The organism is Salinisphaera sp. LB1, from assembly GCF_003177035.1.
Lineage (GTDB): Bacteria > Pseudomonadota > Gammaproteobacteria > Nevskiales > Salinisphaeraceae > Salinisphaera.
In genome coordinates this window covers 1,652,974-1,667,904 of the sequence record NZ_CP029488.1, presented here as the reverse complement: position 1 = coordinate 1,667,904, position 14,931 = coordinate 1,652,974, and the positions used below count along the sequence as shown (strand labels likewise).

At 63.7% G+C, this 14,931-nt stretch carries 17 protein-coding genes; 10 read left to right on the top strand and 7 right to left on the bottom strand.

Annotated features, from left to right (window positions below; translation table 11 throughout):
* The first annotated feature begins 8 nt into the window (after nt 1–8).
* Genes narH through SALB1_RS07475 form a run of 5 tightly spaced genes read left to right on the top strand, consistent with a single transcriptional unit; the run spans nt 9 to nt 4,213 of the window.
* On the top strand, nt 9–1,586 hold the full coding sequence (gene narH / locus SALB1_RS07495; protein WP_109993302.1) for a nitrate reductase subunit beta: 1,578 nt from the start codon (nt 9–11) through the stop codon (nt 1,584–1,586).
* Complete coding sequence (narJ, locus tag SALB1_RS07490; RefSeq protein WP_109993301.1) at nt 1,583–2,314, top strand: nitrate reductase molybdenum cofactor assembly chaperone; 732 nt, start codon at nt 1,583–1,585, stop codon at nt 2,312–2,314. Before narH ends, narJ begins: the two co-directional genes overlap by 4 nt.
* 4 nt (nt 2,315–2,318) lie before the next feature.
* On the top strand, nt 2,319–3,005 hold the full coding sequence (gene narI, locus SALB1_RS07485; RefSeq protein ID WP_109993300.1) for a respiratory nitrate reductase subunit gamma: 687 nt from the start codon (nt 2,319–2,321) through the stop codon (nt 3,003–3,005).
* A gap of 9 nt (nt 3,006–3,014) precedes the next feature.
* A complete protein-coding gene (locus SALB1_RS07480; RefSeq protein ID WP_109993299.1) occupies nt 3,015–3,773 on the top strand; it encodes a peptidylprolyl isomerase in 759 nt (252 codons plus the stop codon).
* Nucleotides 3,770–4,213 (top strand): hypothetical protein, encoded by a 444-nt coding sequence (locus SALB1_RS07475; RefSeq protein WP_109993298.1) that lies wholly within the window; start codon nt 3,770–3,772, stop codon nt 4,211–4,213. Before SALB1_RS07480 ends, SALB1_RS07475 begins: the two co-directional genes overlap by 4 nt.
* A gap of 17 nt (nt 4,214–4,230) precedes the next feature.
* Here the strand turns inward: SALB1_RS07475 and SALB1_RS07470 are convergent, their stop codons facing one another.
* The gene (locus SALB1_RS07470) at nt 4,231–5,472 is read right to left on the bottom strand and encodes an NnrS family protein (RefSeq protein WP_179950716.1); all 1,242 of its coding nucleotides are present in this window, start codon (nt 5,470–5,472) and stop codon (nt 4,231–4,233) included.
* A gap of 385 nt (nt 5,473–5,857) precedes the next feature.
* Here SALB1_RS07470 and SALB1_RS07465 point away from each other — a divergent pair, with 385 nt between their 5' ends.
* Together SALB1_RS07465 and SALB1_RS07460 are read left to right on the top strand one after the other, a co-directional pair.
* Nucleotides 5,858–6,550, top strand: coding sequence for a Crp/Fnr family transcriptional regulator (locus tag SALB1_RS07465; protein ID WP_109993296.1), 693 nt, complete (start codon nt 5,858–5,860; stop codon nt 6,548–6,550).
* The gene (locus SALB1_RS07460; protein WP_109993295.1) at nt 6,550–6,948 is read left to right on the top strand and encodes a SirB2 family protein; all 399 of its coding nucleotides are present in this window, start codon (nt 6,550–6,552) and stop codon (nt 6,946–6,948) included. The genes SALB1_RS07465 and SALB1_RS07460 overlap by 1 nt, the downstream gene beginning before the upstream one ends.
* 236 nt (nt 6,949–7,184) lie before the next feature.
* Here the strand turns inward: SALB1_RS07460 and SALB1_RS07455 are convergent, their stop codons facing one another.
* Entirely contained in the window at nt 7,185–7,388 is a 204-nt protein-coding gene (locus tag SALB1_RS07455; protein WP_109993294.1) for a DUF3565 domain-containing protein, read from the bottom strand.
* Between the two features lie 144 nt (nt 7,389–7,532).
* Between SALB1_RS07455 and fdxA the strand changes: the two genes are divergently transcribed.
* Entirely contained in the window at nt 7,533–7,907 is a 375-nt protein-coding gene (gene fdxA, locus SALB1_RS07450; protein WP_109993293.1) for a ferredoxin FdxA, read from the top strand.
* Nucleotides 7,908–8,099: 192 nt separating this feature from the next.
* Here fdxA and SALB1_RS07445 read toward each other — a convergent pair whose 3' ends face one another.
* The 4 genes from SALB1_RS07445 to SALB1_RS07430 all read right to left on the bottom strand — a co-directional run bounded on the left by SALB1_RS07445 (nt 8,100) and on the right by SALB1_RS07430 (nt 12,598).
* On the bottom strand, nt 8,100–9,071 hold the full coding sequence (locus SALB1_RS07445) for a cation diffusion facilitator family transporter (RefSeq protein ID WP_109993292.1): 972 nt from the start codon (nt 9,069–9,071) through the stop codon (nt 8,100–8,102).
* A gap of 9 nt (nt 9,072–9,080) precedes the next feature.
* Nucleotides 9,081–9,389 (bottom strand): helix-turn-helix transcriptional regulator, encoded by a 309-nt coding sequence (locus SALB1_RS07440; RefSeq protein WP_109993291.1) that lies wholly within the window; start codon nt 9,387–9,389, stop codon nt 9,081–9,083.
* A 150-nt stretch (nt 9,390–9,539) separates the two neighbouring features.
* Nucleotides 9,540–10,985 (bottom strand): glutamate--tRNA ligase, encoded by a 1,446-nt coding sequence (gltX, locus tag SALB1_RS07435; RefSeq protein WP_109993290.1) that lies wholly within the window; start codon nt 10,983–10,985, stop codon nt 9,540–9,542.
* Nucleotides 10,986–11,131: 146 nt separating this feature from the next.
* Nucleotides 11,132–12,598 (bottom strand): N-acetylmuramoyl-L-alanine amidase, encoded by a 1,467-nt coding sequence (locus SALB1_RS07430; protein ID WP_179950715.1) that lies wholly within the window; start codon nt 12,596–12,598, stop codon nt 11,132–11,134.
* Between the two features lie 202 nt (nt 12,599–12,800).
* Here SALB1_RS07430 and SALB1_RS07425 point away from each other — a divergent pair, with 202 nt between their 5' ends.
* Both SALB1_RS07425 and SALB1_RS07420 read left to right on the top strand, forming a co-directional pair.
* Nucleotides 12,801–13,247: a MarR family winged helix-turn-helix transcriptional regulator gene (locus SALB1_RS07425; RefSeq protein ID WP_109993288.1), complete on the top strand. Its 447-nt coding sequence runs from the start codon at nt 12,801–12,803 to the stop codon at nt 13,245–13,247.
* Nucleotides 13,244–14,020 carry a siderophore-interacting protein gene (locus tag SALB1_RS07420; protein ID WP_109993287.1) on the top strand — a complete coding sequence of 259 codons (777 nt, stop codon included), beginning with the start codon at nt 13,244–13,246 and terminating at the stop codon, nt 14,018–14,020. Before SALB1_RS07425 ends, SALB1_RS07420 begins: the two co-directional genes overlap by 4 nt.
* Here the strand turns inward: SALB1_RS07420 and SALB1_RS07415 are convergent.
* A complete protein-coding gene (locus tag SALB1_RS07415; protein WP_109993286.1) occupies nt 13,984–14,871 on the bottom strand; it encodes a LysR family transcriptional regulator in 888 nt (295 codons plus the stop codon). The two genes, SALB1_RS07420 and SALB1_RS07415, sit on opposite strands and share 37 nt — an antisense overlap.
* Nucleotides 14,872–14,931 lie beyond the last annotated feature (60 nt).

The window sequence follows — 14,931 nt, the reverse complement described above, 5'->3', positions numbered from 1 at the left end:
GTCTCGACATGAAGATCCGCGCCCAGATCGGCAAAGTTCTGAACCTCGACAAGTGCATCGGCTGTCATACCTGTTCGGTCACCTGCAAGAACGTGTGGACCTCGCGCGAGGGCATGGAATACGCGTGGTTCAACAATGTCGAGACCAAACCCGGCGTCGGCTACCCCAAGGACTGGGAGAATCAGGATCGCTGGAAAGGTGGCTGGGTACGCCGCGACGACGGCGACATCACGCCCCGACAGGGTGGCAAGTGGCGGCTGCTGGCCAAGATCTTTGCCAACCCGCATCTGCCCGAGATCGACGACTACTACGAGCCGTTCAACTTCGACTATCAGCGGCTGCAGAATGCCCCGGCGTCCAAGGCCCAGCCCACCGCCAAGCCCTACTCGGCGATCACCGGCAAGCCGATGGACAAGATCGAATGGGGGCCGAACTGGGAAGAGATCCTCGGCGGCGAATTCGCCAAGCGCAAGCGCGACTACAACTTCGCCAACATCCAGACCGAGATCTACGGGCAGTTCGAACACACCTTCATGATGTACCTGCCCCGGCTGTGCGAGCACTGCCTGAATCCTTCCTGCGTGGCCTCCTGTCCCAGCGGCGCCATCTACAAGCGTGAGGAAGACGGCATCGTGCTCATCGACCAGGACCGCTGCCGCGGCTGGCGCATGTGTATTTCCGGCTGTCCGTACAAGAAGATCTACTACAACTGGCAGTCCGGCAAATCCGAGAAATGCATCTTCTGCTACCCACGCATCGAGGCCGGCGAACCCACCGTGTGCTCGGAGACCTGTGTCGGGCGGATTCGTTATCTCGGCGTCATGCTCTACGACGCCGACCGGATCAAGGACGCGGCCAGCGTGCCGAACGAAGCCGACCTCTACGAAGCCCAGATGGATGTTTTCCTGGATCCGCACGATCCGGAAATACAGGCCCAGGCGCGGGCCGACGGCGTACCCGATAACTGGCTGGAAGCCGCCAAACGCTCTCCGGTCTGGAAGATGGCCAAGGAATGGCGGGTCGCCTTCCCGCTGCACCCGGAATACCGCACCTTGCCCATGGTCTGGTACGTGCCGCCGCTATCGCCGATACAGGCGGCGGCCGATGCCGGCAATATCGCCCGCGACGGCGAGATTCCGGACGTCGAATCGCTCAAGATTCCGGTCAAGTATCTGGCCAACCTGCTCACGGCCGGCGAGGAGGAACCGATCATCCATGCGCTGCGGCGACTGCTGGCGATGCGCGTGTTCCGCCGCTCGCTAACGGTCGACGGCACGCCCGACGAAACCGTGCTGGCGCAGGTGGGGCTGACGCGCGCGCGGGTCGACGACATGTATCAAACCATGGCCATCGCCAACTACGAGGATCGCTTCGTGATCCCGACCGGCCATCGCGAGCAGGCGACCGCCGATCCATGGGGCGAGCGCGCCGGCTGTGGTTTTTCCTTCGGCGACGGCTGCCATACCCAGGGCGTCACCCGCGGCAACCTGTTCGGCTCCAAAAGCCCGGAACAGCGCGAGCACGCGCCGTCGGCCCCCGAGCCCGCGTCCAGGCCAGCGCCGGCCGATTCGGAGACGAGTAAATGAGCGCCGTCGCCCCGAGTTGCGAACTCGCCCGCCCGCTGCAGGCACTCGCGCGGCTGCTCGACTATCCGAACGCCACACTCCAGCAGCATGCCGCCGAGTTAGTCGATATTCTGCAAGCGTCAGCAGGATTGAGCGCCTCCGAGCGCGCGGCCATTGCCGAGTTCGTCACGGAACTGGGCGAGCGGGATCTGCTCGACGCCCAGTCGGACTACCTCGAGACCTTCGATCGCGGTCGCAAGGTGTCGCTGTATGTATTCGAACACATCTACGGCGAATCGCGCGATCGCGGCCCGGCGATGATCGAGCTCAAGCGCGCCTACCATGAACATGGCCTGGCCATCGACAGCCGGGAATTACCGGATTTCCTGCCGGTCTTTCTCGAATTCTGCGCCCAGCTGCCGGACGCGGCCGCGCACGACTGGCTGGCCGAAACCACGCATATTCTGCAGCGCATACGCGTGCGCCTGGTCGAGCGTGGCAGCGGCTATGCCAGTGCGTTCACCGTATTGCTGCGCCTGATCGGCGCCGACCCGACCCCCGTCGACCTCACCCGGATGGCCAGCCGGGAAAGCCGCGACGACACCCCGGCCGCGATCGACGCCGTGTGGATGGAGGCCCCGGTGAGCTTTGGCGGTACGCAACCGCAAACCCGCTGTGGCGCCACCCGTCAGGGGGCGCCGGATTCCGACACGGCGGCTCCATCATCGCAACACGCCCCGGGAGGTTGAGGTCATGCACACGACCGATTTCATTCTGTTCCAGATCTACCCGTATCTGGCCGGCACCGTGTTCCTGTTCGGCAGCCTCGTGCGCTACGACATGAGTCAGTACACCTGGAAGACGAATTCCAGTCAGCTGCTGAATAATTCGATGCTGTTCCAGGTCGGCAGCGTCCTGTTTCATCTGGGGATCATCTTCCTGTTCTTCGGCCATCTGATCGGGCTGCTCATGCCGCATGCGCTGTACCCGTATTTCGGATTGACTCCCCACAGCAAGCAGTTGCTGGCGATGATCTCCGGCGGCGTGGCGGGAGCCGCGGCGTTGATCGGCGCGAGCATATTGCTCTATCGGCGGCTGTTTCATCGACTGGTCCGCGCGCAGTCGCTTCGCGGCGATATCTTCATCCTGGTGCTGCTGTACGTGCAGCTCGTGTTCGGCCTGGCCACGATCCCGATCTCGGCCCAGCACCTGGATGGGAGCGAAATGATCGCACTGGCCGAGTGGGCCCAGCATATCGTCACCTTCCGTCCCGGTGCTTCGGCTTATCTGGCCGGCGTGTACTGGGTGTTCAAGGTGCATCTGTTCCTGGGACTGACCGTGTTTCTGGCATTTCCATTTACCCGGCTGGTGCATATCTGGAGCGTGCCCTATCGCTATGTCGCCCGGCGCTATCAGGTCGTGCGCGGACACAAGGTTTAGGAGTTCTTCATGCTGGCATTGGTCAACCACGTACTGCTGCCCGAACATCAGATCAATGCCGAGTCCGGCCTGGTCGAATCCGGCACGATCGATGAAAAACGCGCCGAGGCCGCTCGCCGGCTGGCGATCCGCGAGCTGCTGCGTCAACGCGCCCGGGCCTTGAGCATCGCCACCGATGGGCGGCTGGACGCGGCCATCGATGAATTGCTGGCGGCCGAAATCGTCGTGCCCGAAGCGAGCGACGCCGATTGCCGGCGCTATTTCGACGCGAACCGCAAGCGCTTCGGTACGCCAGTGCACGTGCGGATGTCGCATATTCTGCTTGCAGCCGCGCCGGACGACGCCGCGGCCCGTATCGAAGCCCGCAAGCAGGCCGATGAACTGATCGCGATATTACAACGCGATCCCGACCGTCTTGCCGAACTGGCACGAACACATTCGCGATGCCCCTCGGCCGACAACGGGGGCGACCTCGGCTGGGTCGGGCGGGGGCAGACGGTCCCCGAGCTGGAAGACGTCGTGCTGCGACTGCCCCTGGGGCTGGCCCAGCGCGCGGTGGAAAGCCGCTATGGTTTTCATGTCGTCGTCGTGGCCGAGCGGCAGGGCGGCGTGCCGTTACCATATGATCATGTCCGCACCCTGATCGCCGATTATCTACGCGAGCGATCCTGGCGCCGGGCGGTGAGCCAGTATCTGAGAATTCTGATTGCCGAGGCCGATATCCAGGGTGTGGATATCGAAGCCGTCGACAGCCCGTTGCTGCAATGAATCGCACGGCTTGTTCCGCCCCACTGCCAACGCTTGAATCGTTCGACCAGCTGATCGCGCTGGCACGGACCGAACCCGATCCCGCCCGGCTTCTGACAGTACTGCTCAAGGCCGAAGTCGCTTATCGGCGCCATCGCGATACCGCGAAACCGATGGTCGACGAAGGTTGTCTGGTGCCCGTAATGGTGCGCGACTGGCCCGTGACCGCTTCGCTGTCGTTGGCAGAAATCACGAAAACCGCCGACGCGATCGAATCGAGTTGGCAATTCCTGATGACCGCCGTGATGCCGGGACGATTCGGCCAACCGCCGTCATCGTCAGCCTGCGAGCCGCACCTTGAGCGCATGGCCCGGGCGTTGATGATCGGTGAAGGCCTGCAGGATTTCGTATTCTTTGACCGCAGCGGTGAACCGGTCAGTATCCACAAGGCCAGCTCTTGAGGACTGGCGTGGCCCGCTCAGCCGGGCGCGCCGTCCACTCGCGGCCGACAATAGATGGCGCCGAAATGCAGCCCCCAGGGGATGAACGCCGCCAGCCAGAGCAGCGCCGCCGCCAGAACCAGGCCGAGATAGGCATAGCCATGGCCCGGCAACGGGAATTCGGCCAGCACGCGCACGAGGGCCGTGAGCTGGACCACGGCGAAGGCCCATAGCGTGGTCCGGTCGGCCGTCAACGGCCGGCCGGAGTGCCCCAGGCTGACCCGAGATGCCATCGCCACGAGCATGCTGGTGACGAAACCGATTGCCAGTGCATGCAACGGCGCCAGGCCCAGATCCAGCGGCATGCGGGTCCATTGCAACAGGCTCTGCATGACATACAGACCCATCGCCACGGTCAGCCAGGCGAAGCTGATATGGAGCATACCGAGCAACGGCACCCGCAGACTGCGCCACAGCCCCCAGCGATAGCTGTGCCAGGCGCCAATGAAAGCCAGCGGCAGATCGCACAGAAAAAGCCACTCGGACTGATCGAAAACGGTCAGCCCAAAGTGCGTGAGTACGCAAATCAGTGTGGCGGGCAGAGTCCATCGGGGTTTGATGGCAGCGTAGTCTGCCAGCGCACGAGCACTGAAGAACGGAATCATCCGATAGCTGATGGCGATGACCAAGGGAACGAGATAGAGCCAGAGCCCCACGGCCCCCGCAATCACCAGCAGTTCACCCTGCGATGTCCAGAGCCACAGCGCATGGCTGGCAGCCCCCATACCGCCCATGGCGACGCATCCGAGTGGAAACAGCGCAAAGCGCTTATCCTCACGGCTGGAGCGTTGCCATATGCTGAGCAGCGTCCAGAGGCCCAGCCCCCAACCGCCGACAAACAGCCCATTGCCGATGAGGGCCACATCGCGGCTGGTCAGCAGGCCGAGATAGTAAGTAACCATGCCGACGGTCAACAGCGCGGCTATTCCGGTATAGCGGGGCCGATCGATCTCCGCGGTGCCCAGCCAACGGGGAAACACGGTGAGCAGGAAACCGAACACAAAGAAGATAAACAACCCATAGAGCATGAGAAACAGATGCGCCGACGTGGCATTGACGGTGAGCGGCAATACAGGCAGCGCCGGCAGATAAAGGCCGGTCAAGACAACGAACCAGAACAGGATGCTCAGAATGAGTTGCCACGCGCCGATCAGAAAGAACAGCCGATGGGGTCTGGCGAAAAGAACGCGATTCAGGGGGTGACACGCCAAGGGCGACATCTGTGCCTCATGCCTTGTATTGGGTCCGTTCAACATCGTTTCGCCCACGCCCGCCCGGTTGAATAGACTCTCGTCGGCTTTCTTGGCAGCGTATGCGCTTCGGCCCGATGTCAGCCTTGATCCCGATCAAGCCGTTCTTTAATGAACTCTGGACCCGTTCCCGTGTCACGTGACGTCGCGTTATGGCCCAAATCGTATCAACCCGGGGACTGGGCGCGCCCGTCGCCGTCATTCTGCAGCCAGGCCCGGTAAAGCCGGATGGCGCGCGTGGGCTATCGATCGAGACGCCCGCGCCGAATGCGCACGGCGATTGACGCATGGAACGCCGAAAGCGGAATCAACCGACAGGTGCGTTGCGAGCCTCGTCTGACAGGAGTGTTGTTCGATGAAAGACACAGAGAGCGCAATCATCGAGTCGCTACGAACACATGACCTTTTCTCCGGCCTGAGCGACGCACAGCACGCGTGGTTACTGCCTGCGCTTCGCATCCGCGAGTTCTCGAGCGGCCAGATGCTGTTTCAGCAGGGCGATCAGGCGTCGGCTTTCTTCCTCTTGTATTCCGGCACCGTGAAGCTCTACCGCGTATCCCATAACGGCCATGAAAAGATCATGCGGCTGATCGAGCCGGGACAGAGTTTTGCCGAGAGCGTGATGTTCATGAACGCGCCGCGGTATTTGGTCAATGCCCAGGGCCTGAAGGCCGGTGTATGGGTGGCGATCGACACTGCAGCCTATCTGGAAATCCTCCAGGCCTCCTTTGCCACCTGCCGGACCGTGTTGGCCAACCTGACCCAACGGATCGAGACCCACTGGGACGAAATCGAGGCGCTGTCACTGCAAAACAGCCGTTATCGCGTGGTCCACTACCTGCTCAGCCTGGCATGCGGCCGGGACATGGGGCCGGCAACGGTCAGATTACCGGCCGCCAAGTCACTGATCGCCGCCAAACTCGCGGTGACACCGGAAACACTGTCGCGCATATTGCGTCTGCTGCAGGATGAGGATCTGATCGAAATGCAGGGCCATTGTCTTCATATCCCGAACATGGCCTCGCTGCGCGGGCAACTCATGGCGTGATGATCGACGCGTACTACGACGCAATCAAAACCGTCCATGTGACCTGTGTCGCACTCAGCGGCAGCCTGTTCGCGTCGCGCGCGCTATGGGTGTTGCTGTCGAAACGCGCGCTGTGGCGCTGGTTGCGCGTACTACCCCACCTGATCGATACGCTGCTGTTGGCCAGCGGACTGACACTCGCATTCTTGATTCACCAGTATCCATTTCTCAACAGCGACTGGCTGACCGCCAAGGTGATCGGCCTGATCGTCTATATTGCGCTCGGCGTCGCCGTCTTCCGCGGGCGGCAGACCGGCACGCGCGCAGTGACCGGGCTCATGGCGCTGATCGTCTTTGCCTATATCGTAAGCGTCGCATTCAGCAAGCAGCCTGCCGGGTTTCTTGCCCCATATCTGTAGGCGTCGCGTACGGGCCCGCGCCCGCCATGCCACATCCACAGCCAAGGCGCCGTGGCCGCGATGCATTCTTGCAGGTATGGCTTGTGCGCATGGAGTTTGCTCGGTTGTGCCGCACGTGCCGTATAGCGACCGATCTCGCCACCGCGAAGATATTTGCGCACCGTGTTCCGCGACACGCGAGCGCTCTTTCGCAGAGATCAAATCACCGGGCCCTACACCGGCCACCGCTTGCGTCGCTATAAATCCTTTGGCGCGCCCTGGTCGCATTTGACGCAATTCAACTCGAAACCGAGCATCGAGGCCCGGCCGGCCGCGGTCGTCACCCACAGCCGCTCTACCCACGGCGGGTCATGGCGTACGTGCTGACAATGGCCGCAGGCGAGTTCGGCCACCCAGTGTTGCTCTTCGTCGAGGTGGTAGCCGGTAATCGGGCGTCGCATGGGCAGATCACCAGGACAGGTTGCTGACACTCAGGATCAAGGGAACCACGACCGCATCTTGCAGCGCTCTGATTGACACAAATCAAGGCAAATCCGTCACCGCCTCGATAACGTCTTCGGCGCAAACCGCATGGAGTCGCAATCGTGACCCACGTCGTAACCGACAACTGTATCAAGTGTAAATACACCGATTGCGTCGAAGTATGCCCGGTTGACTGTTTTCACGAAGGGCCGAACTTCCTCGCCATTGACCCGGTGGAATGCATCGACTGCACGCTGTGCGTCGAGGAATGCCCGGCGCGCGCGATCTTCGAGGAAGATGAGTTACCCGCGGACCAGGGGCATTTCCTGGCCATCAACGCCGATCTGGCGGCGCGCTGGCCCGTCATAGACCGTATGATCGATGCGCCACCGGATGCGGATCACTGGAACGGCATACCCGACAAGCTCGAGTATCTGGATCGGGGCGAACCGGCGAACACAGAACGGACCGATACACAGACCACGCCCCAGCCCTGAGGTAGTGGGTGTTCAGGATCGCGGCCCGCCGCGATGGGCGAGTGGGCCGGCACAGGCGTCGCGTTTGGCCCGACTGCGCGGCCACAAACGATCATGGATACACGTGCAACGAATGCCCATAGCGGTTCCCGGCAGCAGGAGCGCGACACTCGCCCGCGCCGCTTTGCCGCGGGCGACCGCCGACGGGTGACTTTACGTGGCCACGCCGCAATCGATGTCCACGGCGCATGCGCGTGCCGTGTTGCGATCTTCGGGCTGCAACGTGGTGTGGGTGATCGAATAACGCTCGGCCAGCAATTGCTGCAGCCGCGGCAGAACCGCGTTCCAATCCGTCAGCCGGGCGATCTCGACGTGGGCGGCGAGCGCGCGCTGGCTGGAGGACAAGCTCCAGATATGCAGGTCGTGGACCGATCGCACGCCGTCCACGTCGGCCAGGGCACGACTCACGCCTGCGGCGTCCACGCCCTTGGGCACGCCTTCCATGAGTACGCGCACGACTTCGCGCAGCAGCGGAATCGCCGATAGACAGATCAGCACGCAGACGAAGAGCGACAACAACGGATCGATCGGCGTCCAGCCGGTGAACAGGATCACGAAACCCGCAACCAGCGCGGCGACCGAGCCCATTAGATCGCCCAGCACATGCAGCAAGGCCCCGCGCACATTCATGGTCTGCTCGCCGCGCAGCAGAATGTAGCCGATGAGAATGTTTACCAGCAGGCCGATGCCGGCGATGATCATCACCATGCCACCGGCGACGGGCTCCGGCTGGAACAGGCGATGAATCGCGGAGATCGCGATCGCGGCGACCACCCCGATCATCATCACGGCGTTGACCAGCGCGCCCAGCACTTCCGCGCGTTGCAAACCGAAGGAATGCGAATTGGATGCCGGTCGCCGCGACAGCCAGGCCGCGAAAGCACCGATCGCCAGCGAGGACGTATCGGTGAACATGTGACCGGCGTCGGACAGCAGAGCCAGCGAACCGGACAGCCAGCCACCAGCGACCTCCACGAGCGCAAAGGCGAACGTGAAGCAGAGCGAGAAAATCAACGTCTTGCCGCTGCCGTGATGGTGATGACCGCCGAGGCCATGCTCATGATCGTGGTCATGCCCGTGATCATGATGCGCGTGCTCGTGATCGTGCGTATGCGCGCTGCTCATCGCCCGCCCTCATTCATGGCTGTGTTCGATCATGTCGCGCAGCACGCGCTGAACATGATCGTCGGCGGCCACATAGAACACCTGCTTGCCACGCCGCTCGGCCGCCAGCAGCCGGGCCGAGCGCAACAGTCGCAGATGATGGCTGGCCAGCGACATCGAGATATCGATCTGCGCGGCCAGACTGGCCACGCTCTGCGGGCGCTCCAGGCAGGCATAGACCAACGACAGACGATTCGGCTCGCCCAGCAGGCGAAACATTTCGGCCATGCGCGTGGCGCGACCGTCGCCGAGAACCGTGATGTCGATGGTTGTGGCCATGTCGACCTCTACAATTGAATAAGTATTGTATCGATATGACCAACGTTATGGTATTGCGCGATCGAATAGCAAACCGCTATCGATTACACGGGTCATACCCGCCGGCGATACAGAACCGGCGGCAGCGCCTGTCGCCGGCCAACGGATCGGCTACCCGGCCTTCAGGGTCCGGAACGCGTCCACCGCCTGATCGAGCCGGGCCAGCGTGGCCTCGCGGCCGAGCAGCACCAGCGTGTCGTCGATCGACGGCGATACGGGCCCGCCGGTGAGCGCGATGCGGATGGGCTGGGCGACCTTGCCCATGCCGACTTCGTTGCCCTCGGCCACGCCCTTGACCGCGGCCGCCAGATCCTCGGCGTGCCAGCTTTCAAGGCGCGCGAGCGTATCCCGGACCTGGGCGAGCAGATCGGGCGTGGCGGTCTTGATGTGTTTCTTGACCGCCTTCGGCTCGTATTCGGCGACCTCGCGGAACAGAAACAGGCTCTGCTCGGCCATCTCCGCCATCGTCTTGCAACGCGCCTGCTGTACGCCGGCGATGGCGATCAGATCGTCCTGATCAACGCCCTCGATGCCGTGCCGAGCCAGATGCCAGGCCAGTTCGTCGATCAATGCCGCCGGTGCCGCTGCCTTGATGTGCTCCTGGTTCACCCACAGCAGCTTCTCGGGGTCGAAGGTCGAAGCCCCGCCCTGCACGTTGGCGATGTCGAAGTGTTCAATCATCTGTTCGCGGGTAAAGATTTCCTGATCGCCGTGCGCCCAGCCGAGACGCACGAGGTAATTAAGCAACGCGCTGGGCAGAAACCCCTGTTCGCGATAGCGCATCACGCCGACCGCACCGTGACGCTTGGACAGCCGCTTGCCATCCGGGCCGAGAATCATCGGCACATGCGCGTAATACGGCAGCTCGCTGTTGCCGCCGATCTGGCTGTCCACCAGTGCCTTGAAGATATTGATCTGGCGCGGGGTGTTGTTGACGTGGTCGTCGCCGCGGATGACATGGGTGATGCCCATGTCCATGTCGTCCACCACCACACAGAAGTTGTAGGTCGGCGTGCCGTCGGCGCGGGCGATGATGAGATCGTCGAGCTCGCTGTTGGCGATGGTGATGTCGCCCTTCACCAGATCGGGGATGACCGTCACGCCGTCCAGCGGCGTGGCGAAGCGGATCACCGGGTCGACACCCGCCGGCGGCTCCGGCAGCGTCTTGCCCGGCATCGGCCGCCAGGTGCCGTCGTATTTGGGCTTGTCGCCACGCGCACGCGCGGCCTCGCGCATGGCCTCGACCTTCTCGGCAGTCGAATAGCAGCGATAGGCCTTGCCCTCGGCCAGCAACTGCGCGATCACCTCGGCGTAGCGATCGAAACGCTTCGTCTGATAGTAGATCTCGCCGTCGTGCTCGAGATCGAGCCAGGCCATGGCATCGAGAATCGCGGCCACGGCATCGTCGGTGGAGCGTTCGCGATCGGTATCCTCGATGCGCAGCACGAAGCGACCATTGTTCTGGCGCGCGTGTAGCCAGGAATACAGCGCCGTGCGCGCACCGCCGATATGCAGATAACCGGTCGGGCTGGGGGCGAAGCGAGTGACGACGGACATAGGACTTGCAACCGATACGAGCGCGTAATCCGCCATTTTAGGGCCTGTTACCGTTTCATACGAGCCCGTGCCGGCATCGCGAAAACCCCATACAGGGCGCAAACCGGCAACCGGCGTGGCCCGCGCTGCCCGGACCGGATCGCGCCTCAGCTTTCCTGATGGCTTCCGCCGGCGGGCACGCGCAGCACCTGGCCTACGCGCAGGGTCGAGGAATCGAGCGAATTCGCAGCCTTCAGAGCCGCCACGCTCTCGTTGTGCGCGGTCGCGATCGAATACAGCGTGTCGCCCGATTGCACGCGATAATGCGCCGGGTGGGCCTTCGACGCCGTCTGGAGACCCGGCACGATCAGTCGCTGACCCGGCTCGATGTCGCGACTGGTCAAGTCGTTGATCGTCATCAGCAGCGCGCTCGTGACCCCGGCGCGTTCTGCCAGACCCGACAGGGTATCGCCGTTGCGCACGATATAAACCTCGGGCGACTGGGTCGACGGGTGCATGGGCGGGTTGTGTTTCAGGTAACCCACGATGCCGTGATAGATGGCGTCGGCCAGCTTGGCCCGGAACGCGTGCCCGTGCAGCTTCCGGGCCTGGGTCGGATTGGTGAGAAACGCGGTCTCGCACAGCACCGATGCCACCATCGGATCGCGCAGCACCTCGAAGTTCGCCCGCTGCGGTTTGCCGTGGTAGAGCGGCTCGATCTTGCCGAACTGGTGAATGATGCGCTGCGCCAGGCGATCGGCGGCATCGATCGACTGGCTCTGGAACATCTGTGTCAGCACCGTGTTCAGTGTCATGTCGTCGCTGGAAAACCGCACACCGGCCACTTCCCGGTCATGACCGTTCTCGAAACGCGCCAGTTGCGCGGCCTCGGCGTTACTCGCGCCGTGCTCCGACAACTCGTAGCAGGTGCCGCCAGCGACATTCGGATGCCCCGGCGAGGCATTGGCATGGATCGAGACGAATACGTCCGCATGCTTGCGCTGGGCAATGGCGACACGATCGGCCAGCGTCACGAAATGATCGCCGTGGCGCGTGAGCACCGGTTTGATGCCGGGCGTGGCGGCCAGCTTGGCATAGACCATGCGCCCGATCGCCAGCGTGACGGTTTTTTCATGCAGTCCGTGCGGGCCGGACGTGCCCGGATCCTTGCCGCCGTGGCCCGGGTCGATCACGACGACCAGCGGCTTTTTCCGGGGCGCCACGCTCGCCGGCCGGGCATGCGCCGCGCGGGTGTTGTCGAAACGCGCGATCAACTGGTGTCCGTGGCGCTCGACACCCGCGAAATGCGTGCCGGGTTTCAGGCCGAACACCGCGCGAAGCGTGCCGTGCTTGCGACGGCCCCAGCGGATATTGCGAATCGCGCCCGCGCTGTTGGCACTCGCCGCATGCGCCCGATGCGTGGCCTTCAGATCGATGACGGCGCGCACCGGCGAACTGAGCACGAAATCGTGGAACGACGGCACCCGGGAAAACGTGAGGACGACGCGGGTATGCCGGCCGGCGTGATGTACGCGCACCTGCTGCAACGTCGCTAGCGGAGCCGCGGATGCGGCGGCCGCCCAGCACAGCACCAGCCCGAGTAACGCATAGCGATAAAACAGAAACCGATTCACGATGCCCTTTGCCGCCCAGCGGGCCATCTGTTGACCGGGCCCGCCGGATCACGCCCTCCATGATCCCGTCTGCATTGCCGAGCCTTCGTCGGGCGCCCGGCGATCCCGGACGCTGACGCCGCGTCGACACCATACAACATCAGACTAGTTGACAACGTCAACCAAGACATAGAGCATTAGTTGACATCCTCAACTACCCATCATGGCCGAATATTCCCCCACCGGCGAAACACTGCACCGTCTGCTCCATGCCTATAAGCGCGCCATGCGCGACGGCTATGCCGCGGCCGATATCGATCTCACCGTCGGCGAGATACGCGTGCTCAAGGGCATCGCCCGCAGCCGGCACGGTACCGCCCAACACATCGCCGAGCGCATGCGCCAGGACAAGGGCCGCATCGCCCGGGTGATCAAGGGTCTTGTGACCGCAGGCCTGGTCGTACGCCAACCGCATCCCGACGACAACCGCAGTCAACAGCTCGAACTCACCGATGCCGGACGCGAACTCGCGGCCCGGATCGCAACCGTCGAGGCCCGTGCCGGCGCGCGCATGGCCGGCGGGTTGTCGGATGCCGATCTCGCCCGTTTCACCGATCTCGCCGAAGCCATGATCACCAATCTCGAACACGCCCAGGATCGCTCTTCATGAATCGCAGACCGTCACCCCGAACCTTCACCGTACTCGACAAGACTGAAATCACGCCGAACATGCTGCGCGTGACCCTCGGCGGCGAAGGCATGGCCGATTTCCCGGCCGACCAGCCCAGCGCCTACGTCAAACTGCGCTTTCCCCAAGCTCACAGCGAGCGCCCGCTGCTGCGTACCTACACCATCCGCTCCCAGCGCGACGATTCGGTCGACATCGATTTCGTACGCCACGGCGACGGCGGCCCGGCCGCGCGCTGGGCCGAGGACGTCCAGCCCGGCGAGACCATCGACATCGGCGGCCCGGGCCCGAAGAAGCGCGTCGACCCGGCCGCCGACTGGGTGCTGCTGATCGGCGACATGACCGCCCTGCCGGCGATTTCCGCCAACCTGGAAACACTGCCACGCACCACGTCCGGGCACGCCATCATTGAAGTACTGCACGAGAGCGACATCCAGAACCTGGACGCCCCCGACGGCGTTACCCTCCAGTGGGTGATCAACCCGCACCCCGGCCAGGACAGCGCGCCGCTCTACGACGCCGTGGCCGCACTCGACTGGCCGGCCGGCCAGCCGTCGGTGTGGTGTGCCTGCGAATTCGCGACCATGCGCCGCCTGCGCGAGCACCTGCGCGGCGATCGCGGCGTGCCACGCGCCGCACTCTATATCTCAAGCTACTGGCAAAACGGCCGCAACGAAGAAGCACACAAGGCCAACAAGCGCGCCGATAGCGAAGCCGATCAGGACGGATCGGACATTCCTGCGAAACGAGCCTGAATCGCCGGGCTGGCGAGCGCCTCGCTGATTGCCTCCCGCACCGCCCGGATACGCGCCACGCGACGCAGGTCCGGGTGCACCAGCAGCCACAGATCGGTGGCGAGTTCCGGCACGATCTCGCCCACGCGCACCAGCGCCGGATCGGCGGCGGCCAGATAACAGGGCAACAGCGCCACACCCGCCCCGCGACGCACCGCCGCGGCCAGCCCCAGCAGCGTATCGATGCGCCAGCCGGAGTCGTCCACATCGTGGCGACGCATCCAGGCCGCCAGCGCCGGAAAGAACACGCTGTCGTCCAGACCGAGCCAGCGTGAACGCGCCGCCGGGCTTGCCCCGCGTGCGACGTATGGCGCCATCGCAACGTGGCCCACGCGCTGGGCGACCAGGGCTTCCGGCGGAGAGGCCATCGGCCGTAGCGCCAGATCGGCCTGGCGCCGCGACAGGCTGTAGGTTTCGTTCGAGATCGCGACTTCCAGCGCGATCTGCGGATAACGCTCGCGTACATCCACCAGGATCGAGGCCAGCAGCCCGTCGAACAGCGTATCGGTGGTCGTGAACCGGACGCGACCGGCCGGCGCCGCCGCACCGTCGCCCAGCGCAAGCATGGCCGCCTGTACCCGATCTTCCATCGCAGCCGCTTCGACGATGAGCCGCTCACCTAGCGCCGTCGGGACGTAGCCGGCGCGCTGGCGCACGAATACCGGCTGGCCGAGATCACGCTCCACGGCACCCAGACGCCGGAAGATCGTGGCATGGCTCACCCCGAGCTGGCGCGCCGCGCCGGCCAGCGTGCCCGCCCGTGCGATCGCCAGAATCCAGCGTAGTGCGTTCCAGTCGAGCGAATCTTGCATTGTTGCAAATCTGCCTTTCGATTAATGCCGATTCTATTGCAGAAAGGAAAGACCCAGGGT

Bases quoted from the DNA above. Each gene is read 5' to 3' on its own strand.
- narH (WP_109993302.1), top strand. From the start codon at position 9: ATGAAGATCCGCGCCCAGATCGGCAAAGTTCTGAACCTCGACAAGTGC.
- narJ (WP_109993301.1), top strand. From the start codon at position 1,583: ATGAGCGCCGTCGCCCCGAGTTGCGAACTCGCCCGCCCGCTGCAGGCA.
- narI (WP_109993300.1), top strand. From the start codon at position 2,319: ATGCACACGACCGATTTCATTCTGTTCCAGATCTACCCGTATCTGGCC.
- SALB1_RS07480 (WP_109993299.1), top strand. From the start codon at position 3,015: ATGCTGGCATTGGTCAACCACGTACTGCTGCCCGAACATCAGATCAAT.
- SALB1_RS07475 (WP_109993298.1), top strand. From the start codon at position 3,770: ATGAATCGCACGGCTTGTTCCGCCCCACTGCCAACGCTTGAATCGTTC.
- SALB1_RS07470 (WP_179950716.1), bottom strand. From the start codon at position 5,472: ATGTCGCCCTTGGCGTGTCACCCCCTGAATCGCGTTCTTTTCGCCAGA.
- SALB1_RS07465 (WP_109993296.1), top strand. From the start codon at position 5,858: ATGAAAGACACAGAGAGCGCAATCATCGAGTCGCTACGAACACATGAC.
- SALB1_RS07460 (WP_109993295.1), top strand. From the start codon at position 6,550: ATGATCGACGCGTACTACGACGCAATCAAAACCGTCCATGTGACCTGT.
- SALB1_RS07455 (WP_109993294.1), bottom strand. From the start codon at position 7,388: ATGCGACGCCCGATTACCGGCTACCACCTCGACGAAGAGCAACACTGG.
- SALB1_RS07445 (WP_109993292.1), bottom strand. From the start codon at position 9,071: ATGAGCAGCGCGCATACGCACGATCACGAGCACGCGCATCATGATCAC.
- SALB1_RS07440 (WP_109993291.1), bottom strand. From the start codon at position 9,389: ATGGCCACAACCATCGACATCACGGTTCTCGGCGACGGTCGCGCCACG.
- gltX (WP_109993290.1), bottom strand. From the start codon at position 10,985: ATGTCCGTCGTCACTCGCTTCGCCCCCAGCCCGACCGGTTATCTGCAT.
- SALB1_RS07425 (WP_109993288.1), top strand. From the start codon at position 12,801: ATGGCCGAATATTCCCCCACCGGCGAAACACTGCACCGTCTGCTCCAT.
- SALB1_RS07420 (WP_109993287.1), top strand. From the start codon at position 13,244: ATGAATCGCAGACCGTCACCCCGAACCTTCACCGTACTCGACAAGACT.
- SALB1_RS07415 (WP_109993286.1), bottom strand. From the start codon at position 14,871: ATGCAAGATTCGCTCGACTGGAACGCACTACGCTGGATTCTGGCGATC.